At 54.6% G+C, this 22,384-nt stretch carries 22 protein-coding genes, 1 other RNA gene and 3 pseudogenes; 10 read left to right on the forward strand and 16 right to left on the reverse strand.

Going from position 1 to position 22,384, the window contains the following annotated elements; translation table 11 throughout:
* Window positions 1-42: 42 nt before the first annotated feature.
* Both JNO11_RS14500 and JNO11_RS14505 read left to right on the forward strand, forming a co-directional pair.
* Window positions 43-882: a MurR/RpiR family transcriptional regulator gene (locus JNO11_RS14500; protein WP_010257643.1), complete on the forward strand. Its 840-nt coding sequence runs from the start codon at window positions 43-45 to the stop codon at window positions 880-882.
* Between the two features lie 55 nt (window positions 883-937).
* Window positions 938-1,186, forward strand: coding sequence for a YfhL family 4Fe-4S dicluster ferredoxin (locus JNO11_RS14505; protein ID WP_010671305.1), 249 nt, complete (start codon window positions 938-940; stop codon window positions 1,184-1,186).
* On the opposite strand, the gene acpS is transcribed toward JNO11_RS14505, so the two are convergent.
* The 11 genes and pseudogenes from acpS to rpoE all read right to left on the reverse strand — a co-directional run bounded on the left by acpS (window position 1,183) and on the right by rpoE (window position 10,640).
* On the reverse strand, window positions 1,183-1,563 hold the full coding sequence (acpS, locus tag JNO11_RS14510; RefSeq protein WP_033758661.1) for a holo-ACP synthase: 381 nt from the start codon (window positions 1,561-1,563) through the stop codon (window positions 1,183-1,185). The two genes, JNO11_RS14505 and acpS, sit on opposite strands and share 4 nt — an antisense overlap.
* Window positions 1,563-2,294 carry a pyridoxine 5'-phosphate synthase gene (gene pdxJ, locus JNO11_RS14515; protein ID WP_010257647.1) on the reverse strand — a complete coding sequence of 244 codons (732 nt, stop codon included), beginning with the start codon at window positions 2,292-2,294 and terminating at the stop codon, window positions 1,563-1,565. The genes acpS and pdxJ overlap by 1 nt, the downstream gene beginning before the upstream one ends.
* 72 nt (window positions 2,295-2,366) lie before the next feature.
* Window positions 2,367-3,095: a DNA repair protein RecO gene (recO, locus tag JNO11_RS14520; RefSeq protein WP_010257651.1), complete on the reverse strand. Its 729-nt coding sequence runs from the start codon at window positions 3,093-3,095 to the stop codon at window positions 2,367-2,369.
* A 4-nt stretch (window positions 3,096-3,099) separates the two neighbouring features.
* The gene (era, locus tag JNO11_RS14525; RefSeq protein ID WP_010257653.1) at window positions 3,100-4,005 is read right to left on the reverse strand and encodes a GTPase Era; all 906 of its coding nucleotides are present in this window, start codon (window positions 4,003-4,005) and stop codon (window positions 3,100-3,102) included.
* A gap of 142 nt (window positions 4,006-4,147) precedes the next feature.
* A pseudogene (gene rnc, locus JNO11_RS14530) lies at window positions 4,148-4,829 on the reverse strand (ribonuclease III).
* Window positions 4,830-4,960: 131 nt separating this feature from the next.
* Complete coding sequence (lepB, locus tag JNO11_RS14535) at window positions 4,961-5,935, reverse strand: signal peptidase I (protein WP_010257658.1); 975 nt, start codon at window positions 5,933-5,935, stop codon at window positions 4,961-4,963.
* A gap of 9 nt (window positions 5,936-5,944) precedes the next feature.
* A pseudogene (gene lepA / locus JNO11_RS14540) lies at window positions 5,945-7,745 on the reverse strand (translation elongation factor 4).
* 218 nt (window positions 7,746-7,963) lie between these two features.
* A complete protein-coding gene (gene rseC / locus JNO11_RS14545; protein WP_010257664.1) occupies window positions 7,964-8,428 on the reverse strand; it encodes a SoxR-reducing system protein RseC in 465 nt (154 codons plus the stop codon).
* Window positions 8,425-9,381 carry a sigma-E factor regulatory protein RseB gene (gene rseB / locus JNO11_RS14550; RefSeq protein ID WP_022624108.1) on the reverse strand — a complete coding sequence of 319 codons (957 nt, stop codon included), beginning with the start codon at window positions 9,379-9,381 and terminating at the stop codon, window positions 8,425-8,427. The genes rseC and rseB overlap by 4 nt, the downstream gene beginning before the upstream one ends.
* Window positions 9,381-10,034 carry an anti-sigma-E factor RseA gene (rseA, locus tag JNO11_RS14555; RefSeq protein WP_010257667.1) on the reverse strand — a complete coding sequence of 218 codons (654 nt, stop codon included), beginning with the start codon at window positions 10,032-10,034 and terminating at the stop codon, window positions 9,381-9,383. Before rseA ends, rseB begins: the two co-directional genes overlap by 1 nt.
* Before the next feature lie 27 nt (window positions 10,035-10,061).
* The gene (rpoE, locus tag JNO11_RS14560) at window positions 10,062-10,640 is read right to left on the reverse strand and encodes an RNA polymerase sigma factor RpoE (RefSeq protein ID WP_010257669.1); all 579 of its coding nucleotides are present in this window, start codon (window positions 10,638-10,640) and stop codon (window positions 10,062-10,064) included.
* A 415-nt stretch (window positions 10,641-11,055) separates the two neighbouring features.
* Here rpoE and nadB point away from each other — a divergent pair, with 415 nt between their 5' ends.
* Entirely contained in the window at window positions 11,056-12,675 is a 1,620-nt protein-coding gene (gene nadB / locus JNO11_RS14565; RefSeq protein WP_325177676.1) for an L-aspartate oxidase, read from the forward strand.
* Here nadB and JNO11_RS14570 read toward each other — a convergent pair.
* On the reverse strand, window positions 12,660-13,409 hold the full coding sequence (locus JNO11_RS14570) for a tRNA1(Val) (adenine(37)-N6)-methyltransferase (protein WP_325177451.1): 750 nt from the start codon (window positions 13,407-13,409) through the stop codon (window positions 12,660-12,662). The two genes, nadB and JNO11_RS14570, sit on opposite strands and share 16 nt — an antisense overlap.
* 165 nt (window positions 13,410-13,574) lie before the next feature.
* Here JNO11_RS14570 and srmB point away from each other — a divergent pair, with 165 nt between their 5' ends.
* Complete coding sequence (srmB, locus tag JNO11_RS14575; RefSeq protein ID WP_010257676.1) at window positions 13,575-14,903, forward strand: ATP-dependent RNA helicase SrmB; 1,329 nt, start codon at window positions 13,575-13,577, stop codon at window positions 14,901-14,903.
* Window positions 14,904-15,121: 218 nt separating this feature from the next.
* Here the strand turns inward: srmB and grcA are convergent, their stop codons facing one another.
* Window positions 15,122-15,505, reverse strand: a complete 384-nt coding sequence (gene grcA, locus JNO11_RS14580; RefSeq protein WP_010257678.1) for an autonomous glycyl radical cofactor GrcA — start codon at window positions 15,503-15,505, stop codon at window positions 15,122-15,124.
* Window positions 15,506-15,747: 242 nt separating this feature from the next.
* Between grcA and ung the strand changes: the two are divergent.
* A pseudogene (gene ung, locus JNO11_RS14585) lies at window positions 15,748-16,429 on the forward strand (uracil-DNA glycosylase).
* A 59-nt stretch (window positions 16,430-16,488) separates the two neighbouring features.
* On the opposite strand, the gene grpE reads toward ung, so the two are convergent.
* Window positions 16,489-17,070: a nucleotide exchange factor GrpE gene (gene grpE / locus JNO11_RS14590; protein ID WP_010257683.1), complete on the reverse strand. Its 582-nt coding sequence runs from the start codon at window positions 17,068-17,070 to the stop codon at window positions 16,489-16,491.
* Window positions 17,071-17,192: 122 nt separating this feature from the next.
* On the opposite strand from grpE, the gene nadK reads away from it, so the two are divergent.
* The 3 genes from nadK (at window position 17,193) to bamE (ending at window position 20,351) form a co-directional block, all read left to right on the forward strand.
* A complete protein-coding gene (nadK, locus tag JNO11_RS14595) occupies window positions 17,193-18,071 on the forward strand; it encodes an NAD(+) kinase (RefSeq protein WP_010257685.1) in 879 nt (292 codons plus the stop codon).
* Window positions 18,072-18,155: 84 nt separating this feature from the next.
* Window positions 18,156-19,817 carry a DNA repair protein RecN gene (gene recN, locus JNO11_RS14600; protein WP_325177452.1) on the forward strand — a complete coding sequence of 554 codons (1,662 nt, stop codon included), beginning with the start codon at window positions 18,156-18,158 and terminating at the stop codon, window positions 19,815-19,817.
* A gap of 186 nt (window positions 19,818-20,003) precedes the next feature.
* Entirely contained in the window at window positions 20,004-20,351 is a 348-nt protein-coding gene (gene bamE / locus JNO11_RS14605) for an outer membrane protein assembly factor BamE (protein ID WP_010672176.1), read from the forward strand.
* 95 nt (window positions 20,352-20,446) lie between these two features.
* Here bamE and JNO11_RS14610 read toward each other — a convergent pair whose 3' ends face one another.
* Both JNO11_RS14610 and JNO11_RS14615 read right to left on the reverse strand, forming a co-directional pair.
* On the reverse strand, window positions 20,447-20,740 hold the full coding sequence (locus JNO11_RS14610) for an RnfH family protein (protein WP_010257690.1): 294 nt from the start codon (window positions 20,738-20,740) through the stop codon (window positions 20,447-20,449).
* Window positions 20,733-21,167, reverse strand: coding sequence for a type II toxin-antitoxin system RatA family toxin (locus JNO11_RS14615; RefSeq protein WP_010257692.1), 435 nt, complete (start codon window positions 21,165-21,167; stop codon window positions 20,733-20,735). The genes JNO11_RS14610 and JNO11_RS14615 overlap by 8 nt, the downstream gene beginning before the upstream one ends.
* Window positions 21,168-21,325: 158 nt before the next feature.
* Here JNO11_RS14615 and smpB point away from each other — a divergent pair, with 158 nt between their 5' ends.
* Together smpB and ssrA are read left to right on the forward strand one after the other, a co-directional pair.
* A complete protein-coding gene (gene smpB / locus JNO11_RS14620) occupies window positions 21,326-21,808 on the forward strand; it encodes an SsrA-binding protein SmpB (protein WP_010257694.1) in 483 nt (160 codons plus the stop codon).
* Window positions 21,809-21,851: 43 nt separating this feature from the next.
* Window positions 21,852-22,214, forward strand: a transfer-messenger RNA (tmRNA) gene (gene ssrA / locus JNO11_RS14625).
* Window positions 22,215-22,384 lie beyond the last annotated feature (170 nt).

A 22,384-nucleotide genomic window follows, 5' to 3' on the forward strand; every position in this document is an offset into this window, starting at 1 on the left:
GTTTATTCTTCACAGATTATCCCTGAATTACGAGGATTGGGCATGAGTTCATTGCTGCGCATTCGCCAGCTTTATCCACGTCTGGCATTGAACGAGCGTCGGCTGGCTGATTTTTTACTGTCGCAACCCGATCGGGCGCGCCACCTGAGTTCGCAAAAGCTGGCGGAAGAGTCTGGCGTCAGCCAGTCGAGCGTGGTGAAGTTTGCTCAGAAACTGGGATACAAAGGCTTTCCGGCGCTTAAGCTGGCTCTGAGTGAGTCACTGGCGGACAAAGATGCTATTACCGTGCATAACCATATCCTCAGCGACGATCCCCTTAAAATGGTGGGCGAGAAGCTGCTGACGGAGAAACTCTCGGCGATCCGCGCCACGCTGGATATCAACAGCGAAGAGAAACTCAACGATGTGTTGCAGCTGCTGAAAAATGCCCGGCGTATTTTACTGGTAGGCATCGGCGCTTCGGGTCTGGTGGCGAAGGACTTCTCCTGGAAGCTGATGAAGATCGGCATTAATGCGGTGGCAGAGCAGGATATGCACGCCCTGCTGGCCAGCGTGCAGGCGATGGGGCCCGGCGATGTGCTGCTCGCCATCTCTTACACCGGTGAACGACGGGAGATCAATCTGGCCGCGCAGGAGGCGGTTCAGGTAGGCGCCGATGTGGTGGCGTTTACCGGTTTTACGCCGAATACGCTGCAGCAGAGCGCCAGTTACTGTCTCTATACGGTGGCGGAAGAGCAGAGTACCCGCAGCGCGGCCATCTCCTCGACCACGGCGCAGCTGGCCCTGACCGATCTGCTGTTTATGGCACTGGTGCAAAACGATCCGGAACGTGCGTCCAGTCATATTCGCCACAGCGAAGCGCTGGTGAAAAAGCTGGTCTGATCAGCGGCAGCGCGTATAATACCCGCGCTTTTTCTGTTGTTATCAGGTGGATAAAATGGCGCTGTTGATTACGTCCAGATGCATTAACTGCGATATGTGTGAACCGGAGTGCCCGAACCAGGCCATTTCACTGGGCGATGCGATCTATGAGATTGATGTCAGCCGCTGCACGGAATGCGTCGGGCACTATGAGACGCCAACCTGTCAGCAGGTATGCCCCATCGACAACACCATCATCATTGACCCACAGCACACCGAATCACGTGATGCGCTGTGGGAGAAGTTCGTGCTGCTGCACGGCTAGCTTTCAATAATCACCGTGGCGCAGGCGTAGTGACGCTCATCGGCCAGCGTCACGTGAACGTGTTTAACGCCCAGCCTCTCTGCCACTTCAGCGGCATGCTGAAAGAAGCGTAATCCCGGTTTTCCCAGCGCATCGTTGTAAACTTCAAACTGATTAAACGCCAGACCACCGCGAATGCCGGTGCCAAAGGCTTTTGCTGCCGCCTCTTTTACCGCAAAGCGTTTAGAGAGAAAGCGCACCGGCTGCTTGTGCGACTGATATTGCTGCCATTCTGCTTCGCTCAGCACCCGCCGTGCCAGCCGGTCGCCGGAGCGCTCTATCACCCCGGCGATACGTTCAATCTCAACGATGTCCGTACCCAGTCCCAGAATAGCCATCAGCGACGGGCTTCACGCAGCAGTTGCTTCATCTCTTTCACCGCATCCGGCAGGCCACTCATCACCGCACGACCAATAATCGCATGGCCGATATTCAGCTCATGCATTTCCGGCAGCGCCGCAATCGGCAGCACGTTGTGGTAGGTCAGACCGTGACCGGCATTGACCTTCAGTCCCAGGCTGGCGGCAAAGGTCGCGGCGTGGCGGATACGCGCCAGCTCAGCGTCACGCGCCAGTCCCTCTGGTGCTTCGGCGTAAGCGCCGGTATGGATTTCGATGTAAGGCGCGCCGCTGGCCACGGCCGCTTCAATCTGACGGTGATCGGCATCGATAAACAGCGAAACCAGAATGCCTGCGTCACTCAGCAGTCGTACGGCCGCGTTCATCTTCTCCTGCTGCCCCGCCACATCCAGCCCGCCTTCAGTGGTCACTTCCTGACGCTTTTCCGGCACCAGGCAGCAGAAATGGGGCTGGATATCACAGGCGATGCCGATCATTTCATCGGTGACCGCCATCTCCAGATTCATCCGCGTCTGGATGGTGTCACGCAGGATACGCACGTCGCGGTCAGTGATGTGACGGCGATCTTCGCGCAGGTGCACGGTAATGCCGTCTGCGCCCGCCTGCTCGGCGATAAACGCCGCCTGCACCGGATCGGGATAGTTTGTCCCACGGGCGTTACGCACCGTGGCAATGTGATCGATATTGACGCCTAACAGCAACTCAGCCATGACCGTCCTCACTTCTTTTTCATCGTGATGTTGAGTGTACCGCGCAAAGTGAAACAGGCGGTACGACCCGCGCTATTCTTCTGCCTGTTCAGGCTTTTTCTTCGGGATAAACTGGCGGAACAGCTCCTGACTCTTCAGCGGCTTGCCACCAAGATAGGGCTTCAGGGCGATGCGGGTAAACCGCTTCGCGGCGCGCAGAGTGTCGGCATCGGGAAACTCTCGCTCGCACAGGGCGCGCAATTCGCGGCCGGTAAAGCTGCGCTGATTGACCACCAGGCTGGCAATAAAGCCGCGCTCTTCGCGGTAGCTGTACGTCATGTTGTCGCTGACCGGCTCGCCGCTGCCGGCGCAGTGCAGGAAATCGACGCCATAACCCAGGTGACCGAGCAGCGCCAGTTCAAAACGTCGCAGTGCCGGTTCGGGCTTGCCGTGCGTTGAGGCTAATGCCTGAAGGCAGTTGAGATAGTCGAAGAAGAGTTCTGAGAAAGGGAATTCCTGCTGCAATACGCGAGAGACCAGCTCATTGACGTAGAGACCGCAGTAGAGCGTGATGCCGCTGAGCGGTAAGGCCAGCGACACCGCTTCGGCATTGCGCAGGGTTTTGACTTCCCCGCGCCCGCTCCAGCGAACCAGCAGCGGGGTAAAAGGCTGTAACGCCCCCTTCAGCTGCGAGCGCCGCGAACGTGCGCCCTTGGCCAGAACCCGCACCCGCCCTTCACTTTCGCTGAACAGGTCGAGCAGCAGACTGGTTTCGCTGAAGGGGCGACTATGCAGCACAAAGGCGCGTTGCCAGCCTTCCATTGAATCAGAGATCGTCTGTATAACCCAGGCTGCGCAGCGCACGTTCGTCATCTGCCCAGCCGGATTTCACTTTCACCCACAGTTCGAGATGCACTTTCGCTTCGAACATCTCTTCCATGTCTCTGCGCGCTTCTGTTCCGATGACTTTGATTTTGGCGCCTTTGTTGCCAATCACCATCTTCTTCTGCCCTTCGCGCTCAACCAGAATCAAACCGTGAATGTCATAACCGCCACGTTCGTTAGTCACGAAGCGCTCAATCTCAACCGTAACGGAGTAAGGCAGTTCAGCCCCCAGGAAGCGCATCAGTTTTTCACGGATCATCTCTGACGCCATGAAACGCTGTGAGCGGTCGGTTATGTAATCTTCCGGGAAGTGATGATCGGCCTGCGGCAGATGCTTGCGGGTAATCGCCGCAATGGTATCGACGTTTTTGCCGCTCTCAGCAGAAATAGGTACGATATCGAGGAAGTTCATCTGCTGGCTCAGGAACTGCAGATGCGGCAGCAGAATGCTTTTGTCCTGGATGTTATCGACCTTATTGATCGCCAGCACCACCGGCACTTTATTGTCGCGCAGTTTGCCCAACACCATCTCATCATCGGGCGTCCAGCGGGTGCCTTCAACCACGAAGATCACCAGTTCTACGTCGCCAATAGAACTGCTGGCTGCGCGGTTCATCAGACGGTTAATAGCGCGCTTCTCTTCCATGTGCAGACCTGGGGTATCGACGTAGATCGCCTGATATTCGCCTTCGGTATGAATGCCCATGATACGGTGGCGCGTGGTTTGCGGCTTACGCGAGGTGATCGACACCTTCTGCCCCAGCAACTGGTTCAGTAAGGTGGATTTACCGACGTTTGGTCGGCCAACAATCGCGACAAAGCCGCAATAAGTAACGTTTTCGCTCATTCGAGTCCTGAATTGTTCAGCGCCTGATGCGGCGCCGAAAGAGTGCTATTTGAGTCATGTGTCATTCAGCGTCTTCTGACGCCGGGATAGAGTGTCAGGTTAATGGTTCAGTGCCGGTTCCGGCACTGTCATCCCGACAGATCTATTCAAGACCTAATTTTATCAGTGCCTGTTCAGCCGCTGCCTGCTCAGCTTTACGACGGCTGGAGCCGACGCCGACAACCGGCTCGGCCATGCCACTCACCTGACAGTGAATGGTGAATTCCTGATCGTGGGCTTCGCCACGTACCTGTACCACCAGATAACTTGGCAGCGGCAGATGACGTCCCTGCAGATACTCCTGCAGGCGCGTTTTCGGATCTTTTTTGTTTGTCGCCAGGACTGATTTCGTCGAGGCGGGTCTGATACCAGTCGAGGATCAGCTGCTCTACCCGCTCAATACTGCTGTCGAGGAAGATACCGCCAATCAGCGCTTCCACCGTATCCGCCAGGATCGATTCACGACGGAAACCGCCGCTTTTCAGCTCACCGGGTCCCAGGCGCAGGCACTCGCCAAGATCAAATTCGCGTGCCATTTCAGCCAGCGTGTTGCCCCGTACCAGCGTGGCGCGCATGCGGCTCATGTCACCTTCATCAACCCGCGGGAAGCGGTGATAAAGGGCATTAGCAATCACATAGCTAAGAATAGAATCGCCAAGAAATTCCAGGCGTTCGTTGTGCTTACTGCTGGCGCTGCGGTGAGTCAGGGCCTGCTGTAACAGTTCCGAATGAGTAAAAGTGTAGCCCAGTTTGCGCTGAAGCTTGTTAATCAGGATGGGGTTCATGCGATTCCAGTTCTTTGTTGCGTCTGTGACTCTGCATACCAAACGGGGCTGGTAATCCAACACGTTCCGTTTGGTGTGCAGTGGCCTCCCTGAGGAGGCCACCCGATTTGCCTGTTAATCAGACAATAATGTTAGTGGATACCACCGATGCGACTGAATCGCACGCCGGTTGGCCACTGGCCTTCTTGTTTCTCAAAGCTCATCCAGATAGCGACCGCTTTACCGACCAGATTACGCTCCGGGACAAAGCCCCAGTAGCGGCTGTCGGCGCTGTTATCACGGTTGTCGCCCATCATGAAGTATTGCCCTTTCGGCACGACCCAGCTCGCCTGCGGCTGACCCGGCTGCTGATAATACATGCCTGCCTGACTCTGCGCTTCGTTTACCAGCAGAATGTCATGCGTCACGTTACCGATTGTCTCTTTGCGGGTTCCCAGGCGCAAACCACCGCGCAGGGTATCGCCCTGCGGCACCTGATAAAAACCGTTGCCGGTTTCGTTGCCATCAAAGCCGCTAAAGGTCTGAACAAAGTTGCTTGGCTCAACGTCGGTGTAAGTTACCGCTAACGCTGTGTCACAGGCTTTATCATCGGAGCAGGTCGGTTTCACCGTCAGCGTTTTGCTGTAAGGATCATAAATGACTTTGTCGCCCGGCAGGCCGATAACGCGCTTAATGTAATCCAGGCTCGGATCTTTCGGGTATTTAAATACCGCGATATCGCCGCGCTTCGGCTGACCGGTTGGGATCAGCGTCGTCTGGGTGATCGGATCCTTGATGCCGTAAGCAAACTTCTCCACCAGGATAAAGTCACCAATCAGCAGCGTCGGCATCATCGAGCCAGAGGGAATCTGGAATGGTTCGTAGATAAACGAACGCACGATGAAAACCACGGCCAGCACCGGGAACACAGATGCGGTCGTTTCAACCCAGCCTGGCTTTGCAGCGACCTTCGCCAGCGTTTTGCTGTCGAGCGCGTTACCGGTCTGGGCCTGAGCCTCAGCCTGTTTCGCGCGACGCGCGGGTGCCCATTTAAAACGATCAATTACCCATACGATGCCAGTAATCAGCGTCGCTATCGCCAGAATCAGGGCGAACATATTAGCCATTGGAAATCCTTATTTGCTGTCCTTACCGACATGCAGAATGGCGAGGAACGCTTCCTGTGGCAGCTCAACGTTACCAACCTGCTTCATTCGCTTCTTACCATCTTTCTGCTTCTGCAACAGTTTCTTCTTACGGCTGACGTCACCGCCATAACACTTGGCGAGAACGTTTTTACGCAGCTGTTTCACCGTTGAACGCGCGATAATGTGGTTGCCGATGGCAGCCTGAATCGCAATATCAAACTGCTGACGCGGGATGAGCTCTTTCATTTTCTCAACCAGATCGCGTCCGCGATAAGGCGCGTTGTCACGGTGGGTAATCAGCGCCAGCGCATCCACACGCTCAGAGTTAATCAGTACGTCGACGCGTACCATGTCTGAAGGCTGGAAACGTTTAAAGTTGTAATCCAGCGAGGCATAACCGCGCGAGGTTGATTTCAGACGGTCAAAGAAGTCGAGTACCACTTCAGCCATCGGAATTTCGTAAGTCAGTGCCACCTGATTGCCGTGGTAAACCATGTTGGTCTGCACGCCACGCTTCTCAATACAGAGCGTGATGACGTTGCCCAGATACTCCTGCGGCAGCAGCATGTGACATTCGGCAATCGGTTCACGCAGCTTCTTCGATATTGTTCAGTGCCGGCAGCTTGGATGGGCTGTCGACATGAACGATTTCGCCGCTGGTGGTCACGACTTCATACACCACCGTCGGTGCGGTAGTGATCAGATCGAGATCGTATTCGCGCTCCAGACGCTCCTGGATGATCTCCATGTGCAGCAGACCGAGGAAGCCGCAGCGGAAACCAAAGCCCAGCGCCGTTGAGCTTTCTGGCTCATAGAACAGCGAGGCGTCGTTCAGGCTAAGCTTACCGAGCGCATCACGGAACGCTTCATAGTCGTCAGAGCTGATTGGGAACAGACCGGCGTAAACCTGCGGCTTCACTTTTTTAAAGCCTGGCAGCGCTTTGTCTGCCGGGTTACGTGCGGTAGTCAGCGTATCGCCCACGGGTGCGCCGAGAATATCTTTAATGGCGCAGACCAGCCAGCCTACTTCACCACAGTTCAGCTCATTACGATCAACCCGTTTCGGGGTAAAGATACCCAGGCGGTCAGCGTTATAAACCTGACCGGTGCTCAGGACTTTGATCTTGTCGCCTTTGCGCATGGTGCCGTTTTTCACGCGCACCAGGGAAACAACACCCAGGTAGTTATCGAACCAGGAGTCGATAATCAGTGCCTGCAGCGGCGCTTCCGGATCGCCTTCTGGCGGCGGAATGTCGCGCACTAAGCGTTCCAGCACTTCCGGAACGCCGACGCCGGTTTTGGCTGAGCAGCGCACTGCATCAGTTGCATCAATGCCGACGATATCTTCAATTTCCTGCGCGGCGCGATCGGGATCGGCAGCGGGCAGGTCAATTTTGTTCAGAACCGGCACCACTTCCAGATCCATCTCCATCGCGGTGTAGCAGTTCGCCAGTGTCTGCGCTTCAACACCCTGACCGGCATCCACCACCAGCAGCGCGCCTTCGCAGGCGGCCAGTGAGCGGGAAACTTCATAGGAGAAGTCTACGTGGCCTGGGGTATCGATGAAATTGAGCTGGTAAGTTTGGCCGTCTTTCGCGTGGTAATCGAGTGTGACGCTCTGTGCTTTGATGGTGATGCCACGCTCGCGCTCCAGATCCATAGAGTCAAGAACCTGCGCAGCCATTTCACGAGCGGTGAGGCCGCCGCAAATCTGAATCAGGCGGTCAGAGAGCGTAGATTTGCCATGGTCGATATGAGCGATGATGGAGAAATTTCTTATGTGCTTCATTTATTGGGATATCTTCGCTTAAAATTCAGTTGAAAACCTGAGCACAGACACATTCAGGAAGATCGCTCTTTACCCACAATCCTGTCAGCCTCATTAATGACGACGCATATTACACTGTTAACGCCGCGCATAAAAGAATGGAACGTGGTGGAAGCGAAACAGATATCTGCGCGAGGCAGAACAGACAAAGGCCGCGGGATGCGCGGCCTGGACGTGCGTTACGCTTCGCTTTCAACACGCAGCGCATCGGGAGGCAAGGCGATGTTCAGAATGACCGGCTGAAAGGCTTCTCTATCGCCGAATTTCATTGAAACGCCTTTGGCGACAATAAAACCCCCGATGCCGCCCAGCAGCGCACCGCAGGCGGCGGCCAGATCGCTGCTGAACAGCGCCTGAAACAGCCCGGAAACCAGGAACAGGCCAAACAGCGGCGTCATGTAGACCAGCAGCGCTGAACCCAGCAGGCTGCTCTCTTTGATACCAAGTTCGATCCGCTGCCCCGGCTGCAGCGGCTTGCTGCTGGCGATTTGCATCACGTGGGCATTCTTCGGACCGAGTTTATTCAGCATATGGCTGCCACAGCCTTTACGCGCCTGGCAGCTGTTGCAGGAGGTTTTTGCTTCAGTGTGCAGCGTGGCGATGCCATCCTGCCATGCCACCACGGTGGCCCATTCTCTCATCATTTTTGTGACCCCAGGTCGATGCTGTCCGCAATACGTTTTGCGGTCGAGGGCGGTAATTCGCCGATCACCGCTATTTCGTTATTATTGCGCACAACGGTCTGGACCGTACGACGCCCAGTGCGCAATGTCTGCGTTGTGCTGGTTTTATCGGCCGGCGTCACGTTGATAGCGAAACTAAACAGGCCATCGCTGTAGAGCTTCGATTCCATATTTTTATTCAGACCGGGTAGCGTGCGGCGATTCTGCGACACCAGCGACATACCGGCAGGTATCCAGCCAGGCTGCCAGGTGAGCGTAACCGCATCCCCTTTCGGCACCGAAAGCGACGGAGGCAGATTGGCTTTCTCCAGCCCCTTCATCAGATTGCGCACCCCTTCGTCCACCGCAAAGCTGATGACGCGGAACTGCTCCAGCGTTTCGCCGTCACGATCGAGCAGGTCGATGCGCAGCGGCAGCTTGGTGTCCACATCCAGCCAGACCACATAGCTGTAACGGGTGCCATCGCGTGAAACGATGCGCAACACATCACACATCTGATCGGCAATGCGCGAGCGGCCTACGGTAATAAAATCATAGGCTGTAGCGAGCTTGGTGAAGTCAGCAAAAATCACCGACGGCAAAGCATCGATAATGTGATTACCGGGGAGCGAAAAGGGATCGAGGCCGGGTTCGAAGTAACTGATATCGTTGCCGCGCTGTATTACTTCCCGACGTGGCCCGTCCATCTGCAACAGCTGCGCGAATATCCGGTTATCGATTACAGCATGACGATAACGCAGCGATTCGATGCCGATGCGGGAGACGTTGATATAGGCGAATTCGTAGTTGAGGTTCTGACTTGCCTGCTCCATCTGCTGCAATAGCGCCCCGGACGCAGAAGGTTGCGCCGGGGCGGCAGATGACCACAACAGGCTGCCTGTCAGCAGGCTAACAGCATACCAAAGCGGCTTCATTACTGCTGTTGCTGTCCTAATGATTGATTTCCGGGAACATCAACCTGCGCCTGTTTTGGCGCAGTGGTTTCAAACTGCAGCTGGTCAGCGTGCAGGCGACGTTGCAGTTCGTAATCCTGCAGCATGGCATTTACGCGACGACGCTGGTCCTGAACCTGCTGGTTAGAACTGTTGGTGTCAAATGCATCAGACGGCACGCCCAGGCTCACCGGAGACGCTTTGCCCATCATCGGCATCGTATTGAACACCGGAGAGTCAGAGGTCTGCGTGGCGCTGCCCTCTGGCTGGTTATAGTGCTGAACGCCTACGATCACGGCCAGTGAAACACAGGCAGCGACACCGACCTGGGTCAGTTGCGCAGCCCACGGGCGCGCTTTTTTCCAGAACGGCATTTTTTCCCAGCGGGAAGGTTCTGGCTGAGCTTCAGGGATCAGCGTTGTAACCGTACGCAACGGTTCTTTTTCGATGGCAGCAGCGACGCGCGCAGAAATATCAAAATGCAGGACATCGCCCACATCACCGCGCATGGTGTCGCGAATGAGATGATAGCTTGCCCAGCTTTTCTGTAATTCTGCGTCCTTAGACAAGGCGGAAAACAGCTCGTTATCTAAGGTCTCACCATCCATTAAAGCGGAAAGTTTTTCTTTCTGCATGCCTATGTACCCTTCCAGTAGCCGTTATCACTGACGTTGGATAAGCGGTTGAACTTTGTTATCAATGGCCTCTCGCGCACGAAAGATACGTGATCGAACAGTGCCTACCGGGCAATCCATAATGACGGCGATCTCTTCATAACTCAGACCGTCCAGTTCCCTGAGGGTGATTGCCATACGCAAGTCCTCGGGTAGCGCCTCGATGGTACGAAAGACAATTTGTTTCAATTCTTCTGACAACATTAAGTTCTCAGGGTTCGAAATTTCTTTTAATGCACCCGCACTTTCGAAATTTTCTGCGTCAATAGCATCCACATCGCTGGATGGCGGACGACGCCCCTGAGCAACCAGGTAATTTTTCGCTGTATTTACCGCAATGCGGTACAGCCAGGTATAAAACGCGCTATCGCCCCGGAATGAATCCAGCGCGCGATACGCTTTAATAAACGATTCCTGTACTACATCAGGTACGTCGCCCGAGGGAACATAGCGTGAAACCAGGCTCGCCACTTTATGCTGGTAACGAATCACCAGTAAGTTGAAAGCTTTTTGATCTCCCTTCTGTACGCGCTCGACAAGGACCTGGTCCGTCAACTGCTCGCTCATCCGAGGTAATGTCTCCCCAAATTTTTCATACGCATAAAGTAACTGCCAGCACATCTCATGGTTCTGAGCAAGCATGCGCTTAGAGTTGTGATGTGGTGCGAAGTTCACTTCTCGCCCTGATATTTACCGCTCCGATGGACATTACACAGGTTCTTCGTTTTCGTTCAGTGTAAGGAGCGTAAATCGCAGGCAGAGTAACCTATGACAACAGCTTTTTCATCATTAAATCCTTTAGGTTTAATAAGTTTGCTATAAAAAAACCGCGCCAAAAGCAGCCCGGTTTTAACTCACTGATATTAAGTAACTTTGGGAAATCATCAGACAAAAACCTGCGCCAGATGTTTAAAATACTTCACAGCAACCCCCATTGCGCTTATGCTCAGCCCTATTCTTGTTTAGTAAATTAAACATTATGATGAATGCGAACCCGGATTATCAGTGTGATGTACTCATTGTGGGCAGCGGTGCTGCTGGCCTGTCGCTGGCGTTACGGCTGGCAAAACAGTACCAGGTGACAGTTCTCAGTAAAGCGCAGGTCAATGAGGGGTCAACCCTTTACGCCCAGGGCGGTATTGCTGCGGTATTTGATGAGACTGACAGCATCGAGTCACACATCGAAGATACGCTGATTGCCGGAGCAGGATTATGCGACCGTGAAGCCGTCTCGTTTATCGCCGGTAATGCCCGGCATTGCGTGCAGTGGCTGATCGACAACGGTGTCGCCTTTGATCTCGATCCGCAGGCGGCCGGCGACATGCGTTATCACCTGACGCGGGAAGGCGGCCACAGTCATCGCCGTATCCTGCACAGCGCTGACGCCACCGGCCATGCGGTTGAAACGACGCTGGTAAGCCAGGCGTTGAGCCATCCCAACATCCGGATTCTGGAACGCACCAACGCGGTCGATCTGATTCTTTCAGATAAAATCGGCCTGCCAGGTCCACGCCGTGTAGTAGGCGCGTGGATCTGGAACCGAAATCGCGAACAGGTGGAAACCTGTCGGGCACGGGCCGTGGTGGTTGCAACTGGCGGTGCCGCCAAGGTCTATCAATATACGACTAACCCCGACATCGCCTCCGGTGACGGCATCGCGATGGCCTGGCGTGCTGGCTGCCGGGTTGCCAATCTGGAATTTAACCAGTTTCACCCGACCTGCCTGTTTCATCCGCAGGCACAAAATTTCCTGTTAACCGAAGCGTTACGCGGAGAAGGTGCCAGGCTGTTGCGTCCCGATGGCAGCCGTTTCATGCCCGATTTCGATGAGCGCGCTGAACTCGCCCCGCGCGATATCGTCGCCCGGGCCATCGATCATGAGATGAAGCGGCTGGGCGTTGACTGTATGTATCTGGATATCAGCCACCAGCCTGAGGAGTTTGTTCGCGCGCACTTCCCGATGATCTATGAGAAGTTGCTGACCTTTGGCTTTGACCTCACTAAAGAACCCATCCCGATTGTGCCTGCCGCGCACTATACCTGTGGCGGCGTGGTCGTTGATCAGCACGGCCAGACCGACGTGAATGGCCTCTATGCCATCGGTGAGGTGAGTTATACCGGCCTGCATGGCGCTAACCGCATGGCATCCAATTCGCTGCTGGAGTGTCTGGTTTATGGCTGGTCCGCCGCAGAGGAGCTGATTCGCACCCTGCCCGCCATTGAAGCCGTTACTGCGCTACCCGCATGGGATGAAAGTCAGGTTGATGACGCCGATGAGCGCGTGGTGATCCAGCATAACTGGCACGAGCTACGGTTATTCATGTGGGATTACATGGGAATCGTCCGCACGACCCGGCGGCTGGAGCGGGCGCTGCGTCGCATCAACCTGCTTCAGCAGGAGATCGATGAATATTATCGTCATTTCCGCCTCTCCAATAACCTGCTGGAGCTACGGAATCTGGTGCAGGTCGCTGACCTGATGGTGCGCTGTGCGCTGGAGCGAAAAGAGAGTCGCGGCCTGCACTATATCCGCGACTACCCGGATTTACTGCCCGAGGCGCGGCCAACCATCCTGACGCCGCCGGACTACATAAAAAGGTAGAACTCCCGTGTCAGACTACACCACTCATCAGAATAGCGGGTGTCCGGCGTGCGGATAGCAAGGCGCTCCAGCAGGGTTTCCCCGGCCTGCGGCGACAGCCCCAGCAGGACGCGGTGCGGCGGACGATGGGCATATTCCGCCACGTCCAGCCGGAAACGCAGATGCCAGCCATCCGCCTGCGCCAGGGCGATGAATTCCTGGCCGGTCGCGGTGGGCAGCACCACGCAGAACATCCCCTCTTCTTCAATCAGTAATGCAGCACTGCGCAACAGTGTCTGATGATCGAGCGAGGCAGTCGCACGGGCGCTGTCCCGTGCCGCAGTAGAACAGGCCACGCCAGGTGCAAAATAAGGCGGATTGCTGACGATTAGCGAGTAACGTTTATCGCACTGTTCAGCCCAGTCGGCGATATCACGCTGATGAACCTGAATACGTTCAGGCCACGGCGACTGCTGCACATTCTCCTGCGCCTGAAGCGCGGCTTCCGGTTCTAGCTCAACCGCATCGATGTTGACCGGCGATGGCGTACGCTGCGCCAGCATCAGCGCGATAAGCCCGCTGCCGCTGCCAATATCCAGAATACGTTTTACCCCGGCAACCGGTACCCAGGCGCCAAGCAGAATGGCATCGGTGCCCACTTTCATCGCACAGCGATCGTGCGCGACAAAAAATTGTTTAAAGGTAAAACCGTTCTTGTTTAACTGTGGCCGTTCACGCGGCTTATCCTGCATCATTCGTCACTACCATCGTTTTTTTCCTGCCGTACGGCAGCGCATGAGTGTAACGTGACAACAGAGGGAATTCACGCGGCAGACAACCCCAGGCGCAGCCGAAACGGATTAACAGATGAAGATTCAGTCTGATCTGTCTATAATCAGCGCCCCAAACTGAGGTAGACCATGACAGTAACCACATTTTCCGAACTCGAACTCGACGAAAGCCTGCTACAAGCGTTGCAGGAAAAAGGCTTTACGCGCCCAACAGTGATCCAGGCTGCTGCAATTCCGCCCGCGCTGGAGGGCCGTGACGTTCTGGGTTCGGCACCTACAGGGACCGGGAAAACCGCCGCGTATCTGTTACCGGCGTTGCAGCACCTGCTTGATTTTCCGCGTAAGAAATCTGGCCCGCCACGCATCCTGATTGTGACCCCGACCCGCGAACTGGCGATGCAGGTCGCCGATCATGCGCGTGAGCTGGCGAAACATACCCATCTGGACATCGCCACCATCACCGGCGGCGTGGCCTATATGAACCATGCCGAAGTGTTCAGCGAAAACCAGGACATCGTGGTCGCCACCACCGGTCGTCTGCTGCAGTACATCAAAGAAGAGAACTTTGACTGCCGCGCAGTAGAAACCCTGGTGCTGGATGAAGCGGACCGCATGCTCGATATGGGCTTTGCCCAGGATATCGAAACCATTGCGGCTGAAACGCGCTGGCGCAAGCAGACCCTGCTGTTCTCCGCCACGCTGGAAGGCGACAATATCCGTGACTTCGCCGAGCGTCTGCTGAACGATCCGGTCGAGCTGGAAGCGGACCCAAGCCGCCGTGAGCGCAAAAAGATCCAGCAGTGGTACTACCGTGCTGACGATCTGCAGCACAAGACCAAATTACTGATCCATCTGCTGAAACAGCCGGATGTGACGCGCAGCATCGTGTTCGTGCGTAAGCGTGAACGTCTGCATGAGCTGGTGAGCTGGCTGCACGAAGCGGGGATTCGTAGCAGCTATCTTGAAGGCGAAATGGTGCAGGCGAAACGTAACGAAGCGATTAAACGTCTGAGTGAAGGTCGCGTTAACGTGCTGGTTGCGACGGATATCGCCGCGCGCGGCATTGACGTTGAAGATGTCAGTCACGTCTTCAACTATGACATGACGCGCACCGCTGATACCTATCTGCACCGCATCGGGCGTACCGGCCGTGCGGGCCGTAAAGGCATCGCCATCTCACTGGTTGAAGCGCACGATTTCGTGCTGCTGGGCAAAATCACCCGCTATGTGAACGAGCCGATCAAAGCGCGCGTGATTGATGAGCTGCGTCCTGAGACGCGGGCGCCAAGTGCCAAAACGACCGGCAAACCGTCGAAAAAGGTTCTGGCGAAGCGTGCAGAGCAGAAAGCCAGTGAAACAGAAAAACCGCGTGTGAAAAAACGCCATCGTGATGCCAAAAATGTCGGCAAACGCCGCAAGGCAAGCGGCAGTACGCCCGCTAACGAGAATGCGGAATAAATCATCGCAGCCATAAAAAAAATCGCCTCACAGGAGGCGATTTTTTTTATCTGATAATCAGTAACAGCCCTTTCACAATCTTTTATCTGCCAGAGCGCTTTCTTAATGACACTGGCATCGGCGTGCCGGGCAGTTAACTGTTTATCTTATTCATAATATTAATAAAAATTGCTGTGTGCGCTTTGCGCTAATTTTCAGCAACCGATAACTCAGGCTGCTCAAAGACTTTCAGTAAAGGTACGGGTAATCACGTCGCGCTGCTGCTCAGGTGTCAGTGAGTTAAAACGCACGGCATAGCCTGAAACGCGGATAGTCAGCTGCGGATAGTTTTCAGGATGTTTAACGGCATCTTCCAGCGTTTCGCGACGCAGAACGTTGACGTTCAGATGCTGTCCACCTTCAACACGTACCTGAGGTTTGATTTCAACCGGCACTTCACGGAAAGCGAATTCGCCCAGTTCGCTGATGGCGACAACCTGATCTTCTTCGTAGCCCGCTTTTGCACACAGGCAACGCGCTTCGGCTTTCTCTTCGTCCAGCAGCCAGAAGGAGTTCAGTAATTGTGAATTGTTTGATTGAGTGATCTGGATACCAGTGATCATGATTGCGTCTCCCGGGTAATACGTGGATAAATCAAATTTGAGGCCCCGGTATATCACCTTTGATCTCGGACAGTTTTGACCTGTATCAATATTAATCAGGCATTCCGCCCGCTTTTAAGCTAACCCGTTGATCTCAATACCCCTGTCACTTAAACTTAATTTGTATTATTCAAATTATTTTTGCCTTCAGGTCAGCGGCAGGAACCGCTAAGCTTATGGCACTAACGTTAAGGGAGTTAAACATGGCTGAAAAGCTGACCTGGCACGACGTGCTGGCTGAAGAGAAAGAGAAACCCTATTTTATCGAGACGCTGAAGCAGGTCGCCGATCAACGCGCCGCAGGTGTCACGGTTTATCCGCCGCAGAAAGATGTGTTCAACGCCTTTCGCCTGACGGAGCTGGGCGACGTCAACGTCGTGATACTCGGTCAGGATCCCTATCACGGGCCTCATCAGGCGCACGGCCTGGCCTTCTCGGTACTGCCCGGCGTCCAGGTGCCGCCCTCTCTGCAGAATATCTATAAAGAGCTGATGCAGGATATTCCAGGCTTTCAGAAGCCCAATCACGGCTTTCTTGAGAGCTGGGCAAAACAGGGCGTGATGTTGCTGAACACCGTGTTGACGGTTGAGGCGGGCAAAGCGCATTCCCATGCGCGATTTGGCTGGGAGACCTTTACGGATAATGTGATTGCGGCGATTAACCAGCACTGTGAAGGGGTGATTTTTCTGCTGTGGGGTTCACATGCGCAGAAGAAAGGCAGCATTATCGATCGCCAGCGCCATCACGTGTTGCAGGCTCCGCATCCCTCGCCGCTCTCCGCGCACCGTGGATTTTTCGGCTGCAAACACTTTTCAACAACCAATGAGCTGCTGAGCGCTGCCGGTAAAAAAGCCGGTGGACTGGACGCCGGTTTTACCGGACTAACGCCAGAAAGCACACGGCCGCGTCAGAGCGCGGCCGTGTAACGGGATTCAGGCGTTGAATCAGCTTTTCGCTTTGGAAACCGCAACCATCGCCGGGCGCAACAGGCGACCATTCAGCGTATAGCCACGCTGCATGACCAGCATGACATGGTTAGGCTCAAACTCTTCAGACTCCATCATCGACATCGCCTGATGCACTTCCGGGTTAAACGGCACGCCGGTTTCGCCGACCACTTCAACACCGAATTTACGTACGGCGCCCAGCAGGCCTTTCAGGGTCAGTTCAATCCCTTCAATCATCGAAGCCAGCTGTGGATCCTCTTTGTTCGCCACTTCCAGCGCACGTTCGAGGCTGTCGATCACCGGCAGCAGTTCGTTGGCAAACTTCTCAAGCGCAAATTTGTGCGCCTTCTCAACGTCCATCTCGGCACGACGACGAATGTTCTCAATCTCTGCCTGCGCACGCAGCTGGGCATCGCGCACACCGGTCTGCGACTGCGCTAATTCAGCTTCGAGCTGAGCAATACGCTCATCACGCGGATCCACCTCTGCCGCTGTCTCCGCTTCCTGAGGTTGCTGCTGATCCTGCTGAATTTCGTCTGAGACTTGCTCGTTTGGGGTGTTCTGTTCTTTACTACTCATGAATTTCTCCGCGTTTTGCACATTCATTTCGCTGGTTGGCTTATTATGGGGATTGGTATGACGGATTCAAGGGAACCTATCACATTGCCTTACCGTTTTGGCTTATAAGGAACACCGACCAGATGAACAAACACTTTAACTGCATTGGTATTGTGGGTCATCCGCGCCATCCCACCGCGTTAACCACGCATGAGATGCTCTGGCGCTGGCTGACAGCCAAAGGTTATCAAGTGATCGTTGAGAAGCAAATTGCGCAGGAGCTGTCGCTTCACGACGTGCAGACGGGCACGCTGGCGGAGATTGGTCAGCAGGCCGATTTAGCGGTCGTGGTGGGCGGTGATGGCAATATGCTGGGCGCAGCGCGGGTGCTGGCGCGCTACGACATTAAAGTGATTGGGATTAACCGCGGTAATCTCGGCTTTCTCACCGATCTTGATCCGGATAATGCGCAGCAGCAGCTGGATGAGGTGCTACAGGGCAACTATTTCGTCGAAAGCCGCTTTCTGCTGGAAGCGCAGGTGTGCAAATCTGACTGCTCGCCGCGCATTGGCTCCGCTATCAACGAAGTGGTGCTGCATCCCGGCAAAGTCGCGCACATGATCGAATTTGAAGTCTACATCGATGAAGTGTTCGCCTTCTCCCAGCGCTCGGATGGGCTGATTATTTCGACACCCACCGGCTCGACCGCCTATTCACTCTCTGCGGGCGGCCCGATTCTGACGCCGTCACTCGAAGCAATCGTGCTGGTGCCAATGTTCCCGCATACGCTGTCAGCGCGGCCACTGGTCATCAACAGCAGCAGTACCATCCGTTTGCGCTTTTCCTCGCGCCGCAGCGACCTGGAAATCAGCTGTGACAGCCAGATTGCGCTGCCGATTCAGGAAGGCGAGGATGTACTGATACGACGCAGCGCCAACCACCTGAACCTGATTCACCCCAAAAACTACAGCTATTTCAATACGCTGAGTTCAAAACTGGGCTGGTCAAAAAAATTGTTCTGAAATGCGGCATCACCTCTTTACTGGATAAAAAACCAGGTTATACTGTATGAAAAACCATATGTGTTTATTCATACAGGTGAACCTATGCTGGCCCAACTGACCATCAGTAATTTCGCTATCGTTCGTGAGCTCGACATTGATTTTCAATGCGGCATGACAGCAATCACTGGTGAGACCGGTGCCGGTAAGTCTATCGCGATTGATGCGCTGGGATTATGTCTGGGCGGTCGTGCTGATGCCGACATGGTGCGTCAGGGTGCCAGCCGGGCCGACCTCTGCGCCCGCTTTCAGCTTAAATCCTCCCCTTCTGCTCAGCGCTGGCTGATAGATAATCATCTGGACGATGGCAACGAATGTCTGCTGCGCCGGGTTATCAGCGCTGACGGACGTTCCCGTGGCTTTATCAATGGCACGGCGGTGCCGCTCTCTCAGCTGCGCGATCTCGGCCAGTTACTGATTCAGATCCACGGTCAGCATGCCCATCAGCTTCTGCTCAAACCAGACCACCAGAAACATCTGCTGGATGCCTATGCCGGTCACGACGATCTGCTGCAGCAAATGCGCGCCAGCTATCAGACCTGGCATCAGAGCTGCCGCACCCTGGCGCTGCATCAGCAGCAGGCGCAGGAGCGCGAATCCCGTCGCGAGCTGTTGCAGTATCAGTTGAAAGAGCTGAACGACTTCGCTCCGCAGCAGGGTGAATATGAGCAGATCGACGAAGAGTACAAGCGTCTGGCCAACAGCGGACAGTTGCTGTCGACCAGCCAGCAAGCACTGCAACTGTTAGCAGACAGCGATGATAATAATCTCAACAGCCTGCTTTACAGTGCACGTGAGATGATTTCAGAACTGACCTCGCTGGATGAGAAGCTGAACGGCGTTCACAACCTGCTGGAAGAGGCGGCGATTCAGCTGAGCGAAGCCAGCGACGAACTGCGCCACTACTGCGACAGCCTCGATCTGGATCCTAACCGCCTGTACGAACTGGAACAGCGTATTTCGCGCCAGATCGCCTTAGCCCGTAAGCATCACGTCACCCCTGAAGGGCTGCCTGAACTGCATCAGCAACTGCTGGCGGAAGCGGAATTGCTGTCTCAGCAGGAGAGCGATCAGGAGAGCCTGCAATTACTGGTGGGTGAACACTATCAGGCCGCGCTGCAAAGCGCAGAGCAGCTGCATCAGCAGCGCAGCCACTATGCCGATGAGTTGCAGCTGCTGATTACCCAGAGTATGCACCTGCTCTCGATGCCGCATGGCCAGTTTAAAATCGCGCTGACCTTTAATCCGGATCAGCTGACCGCAGACGGTGCGAGCCGCGTTGATTTCCAGGTCACGACTAACCCAGGTCAGCCACTGCAGCCGCTGGGCAAAGTCGCTTCGGGCGGTGAACTGTCACGTATCGCTCTGGCGATTCAGGTCATCACCGCGAAGAAAATGGAAACGCCGGCGATGATTTTCGATGAAGTGGATGTCGGCATCAGCGGCCCGACCGCCGCCGTGGTAGGTAAGCTGTTGCGTCAGCTGGGCGAATCAACCCAGGTAATGTGCGTAACCCACCTGCCGCAGGTTGCCGGTTGTGGTCATCAGCATTTTTATGTCAGCAAAGAGACTGATGGTGCGATGACCGAGACCCATATGCAGCCGCTGGACAAGCGTGCACGTCTGCAGGAACTGGCACGACTGCTGGGTGGCAGCGAGGTCACACGCAACACCCTGGCCAACGCAAAAGAACTTTTAGCCGCATAGCAGCGCACTTTTTTAACCGGCTGGGGTCATAAGCTTGCTCTGTAGAGGTTTCCAATAGCGAAAAGGTTTATTATCATCGGCACTTATGTCGCCAAAGTAATAAAGCCTGCCGCAGGCAGAGTTCAGATTTTGATGGCAAGAAAACCGCCTGTAAAAGGCGTTTGGCCCCGGAAAAGGAATGTATAGATGCGCTGTAAAACGCTGACTGCCGCGGCAGTAGTAATGTTGATGATGACCGCCGGATGTTCCACCTTAGAGCGCGTGGTCTATCGTCCTGATATCAACCAGGGTAACTATCTGGTAGCTAACGACGTAGCCAAGATCCATACCGGTATGACACAGCAACAGGTGGCTTACACCCTCGGTACGCCGATGATGAAAGACCCGTTTGGCAGCAACGTATGGTATTACGTGTTCCGTCAGGAGCCAGGTCATGAGCGCGTGAAGCAGCAGACGCTGACACTGAACTTTGATGGTAACGGTGTTCTGACTAACATCGACAATAAGCAGAATCTGGCCAGAAACAGCGACTGATTGAACGTAAGACCGTTTAAACGACAGACAGCAAAAAGGCGCACTGAGCGCCTTTTTTTATGCCCGCTATCCACTGAGCCTGAAGGGATAGCGACTTATTTTTTGCTTTCTGCCGCTCGCTCTGCGCGCTGACGGCGCAGCTCTTTGGGATCGGCAATCAGCGGACGATAGATCTCAATACGATCGCCCTCATTAACTTCATCACCCAGCTTCACTGGCCGACTGTAGATGCCGACTTTATTACTGGTGAGGTCAATCTCCCGACGCAGTTCCAGTAGCCCTGACTTTTGGATGGCCTGCTCTACCGTACTGCCCTGCTCCACTTTCACGTAAAGCTGATACTGTTTTTCAGGTAAGGCGTAGACCACCTCAACGGAGATCTCAGGCACTGTAGACCTCTTTGGCACGCTGAGTGAAAGCCTGCACCATGCTGTTGGCAAGCTCTTTGAAGATACGTCCAAAGGCCATCTCTACCAGCATGTTGGTGAATTCAAACTCCAGGCTTAATTCAACCTTGCAGGCGTCATCGCCTAGCGAGACGAACTTCCAGCCGCCGGTCAGCTTGCGGAACGGTCCATCAACCAGTTGCATATGAATGCTCTGGTTATCTGTCAGGGTATTGCGGGTGGTAAATGTCTTGCTGATGCCCGCTTTCGACACATCCACGGACGCAGTCATCTGATTATCTGACGCATCCAGCACGCGGCTTCCGGTGCAACCCGGCAGGAATTGCGGATAGGCATCCACATCATTTACAAGTTTGTACATCTGCCCGGCACTAAACGGGACCAGCGCCGAACGACTAATCTGAGCCATAATGGTTCCTGTTCATCACGAAACCGCTGAATAATAGCATTTTCAGCGATTAAACAAAAATGTCCCCGAGTGAGGGTGTGCTAGAATATCCCGTTTCCTGCCGCCCCGCTGGACTGGGGATGCGATAACCGACTAAGTGATGTAAAATACGCCGCACTATGACAAAGAAAAAAGCACACAAACCCGGTTCTGCCACTGTTGCCATGAACAAACGCGCCCGTCACGAGTACTTCATTGAAGAGGAGTACGAAGCGGGATTGTCGTTACAAGGATGGGAAGTTAAGTCACTTCGTGCTGGTAAAGCCAACATCAGCGACAGCTATATTCTGCTGCGCGATGGCGAAGCCTTTCTGTTCGGTTCAACCTTTCAACCCTTAGCCGTTGCCTCCAGTCACGTGGTCTGTGACCCAACGCGCAGCCGTAAGCTGCTGCTGAAGCAACGTGAACTCGACTCCCTGTATGGCCGCGTCAACCGCGAAGGCTACACCATCGTGGCGCTGTCGCTGTACTGGAAGAACGCCTGGTGCAAACTGAAGATTGGTGTTGCACGCGGTAAAAAAGAGCACGACAAGCGCGATGATATCAAAGACCGCGAATGGCAATTAGACAAAGCACGTATCATGAAGAATTCAAAGCGTTAAGCACTGGATTTTGACTTGTTTTGTTGTTAGTATTTGAGGTTCTGGGGCTGATTCTGGACTCGACGGGATTGTGAAGCCTTAGGAGCATGCCGAGGGGCGGTTTGCCTCGTAAAAAAGCCGCAAAAAAATAGTCGCAAACGACGAAAACTACGCACTAGCAGCTTAATAACCTGCTTAGAGCCTTCTCTCCCTAGCTTCCGCTCTTAAGACGGGGATCAAGAGAAGTCAAACCCAAAAGAGATCGCGTGGATGCCTTGCCTGGGGTTGAAGCGTTAAATCCAATCAGGCTAGTCTGTTAGTGGCGTGTCTGTTCGCAGCTAACCGGCGAATGTAAAAACTGACTAAGCATGTAGTGCCGACGGTGTAGTAATTTCGGACGCGGGTTCAACTCCCGCCAGCTCCACCAAAATTCTTCAAAGATGGTTCCAGTGCCATCCGCAGAAGTCCTGAAAGCCCGCATGGCACAAGCCCTGCGGGCTTTTTTGTGTCTGTAACCTTCCGAAGCGATCCGCCTGAATCCAGAGATAATTGGTATACGTATTGGTATACGGTAAGATGTATCCTAAAAACGTATAC

This window comes from Pantoea sp. 1B4 (assembly GCF_016925765.1).
In the GTDB taxonomy this organism is placed as follows: domain Bacteria; phylum Pseudomonadota; class Gammaproteobacteria; order Enterobacterales; family Enterobacteriaceae; genus Pantoea; species Pantoea agglomerans.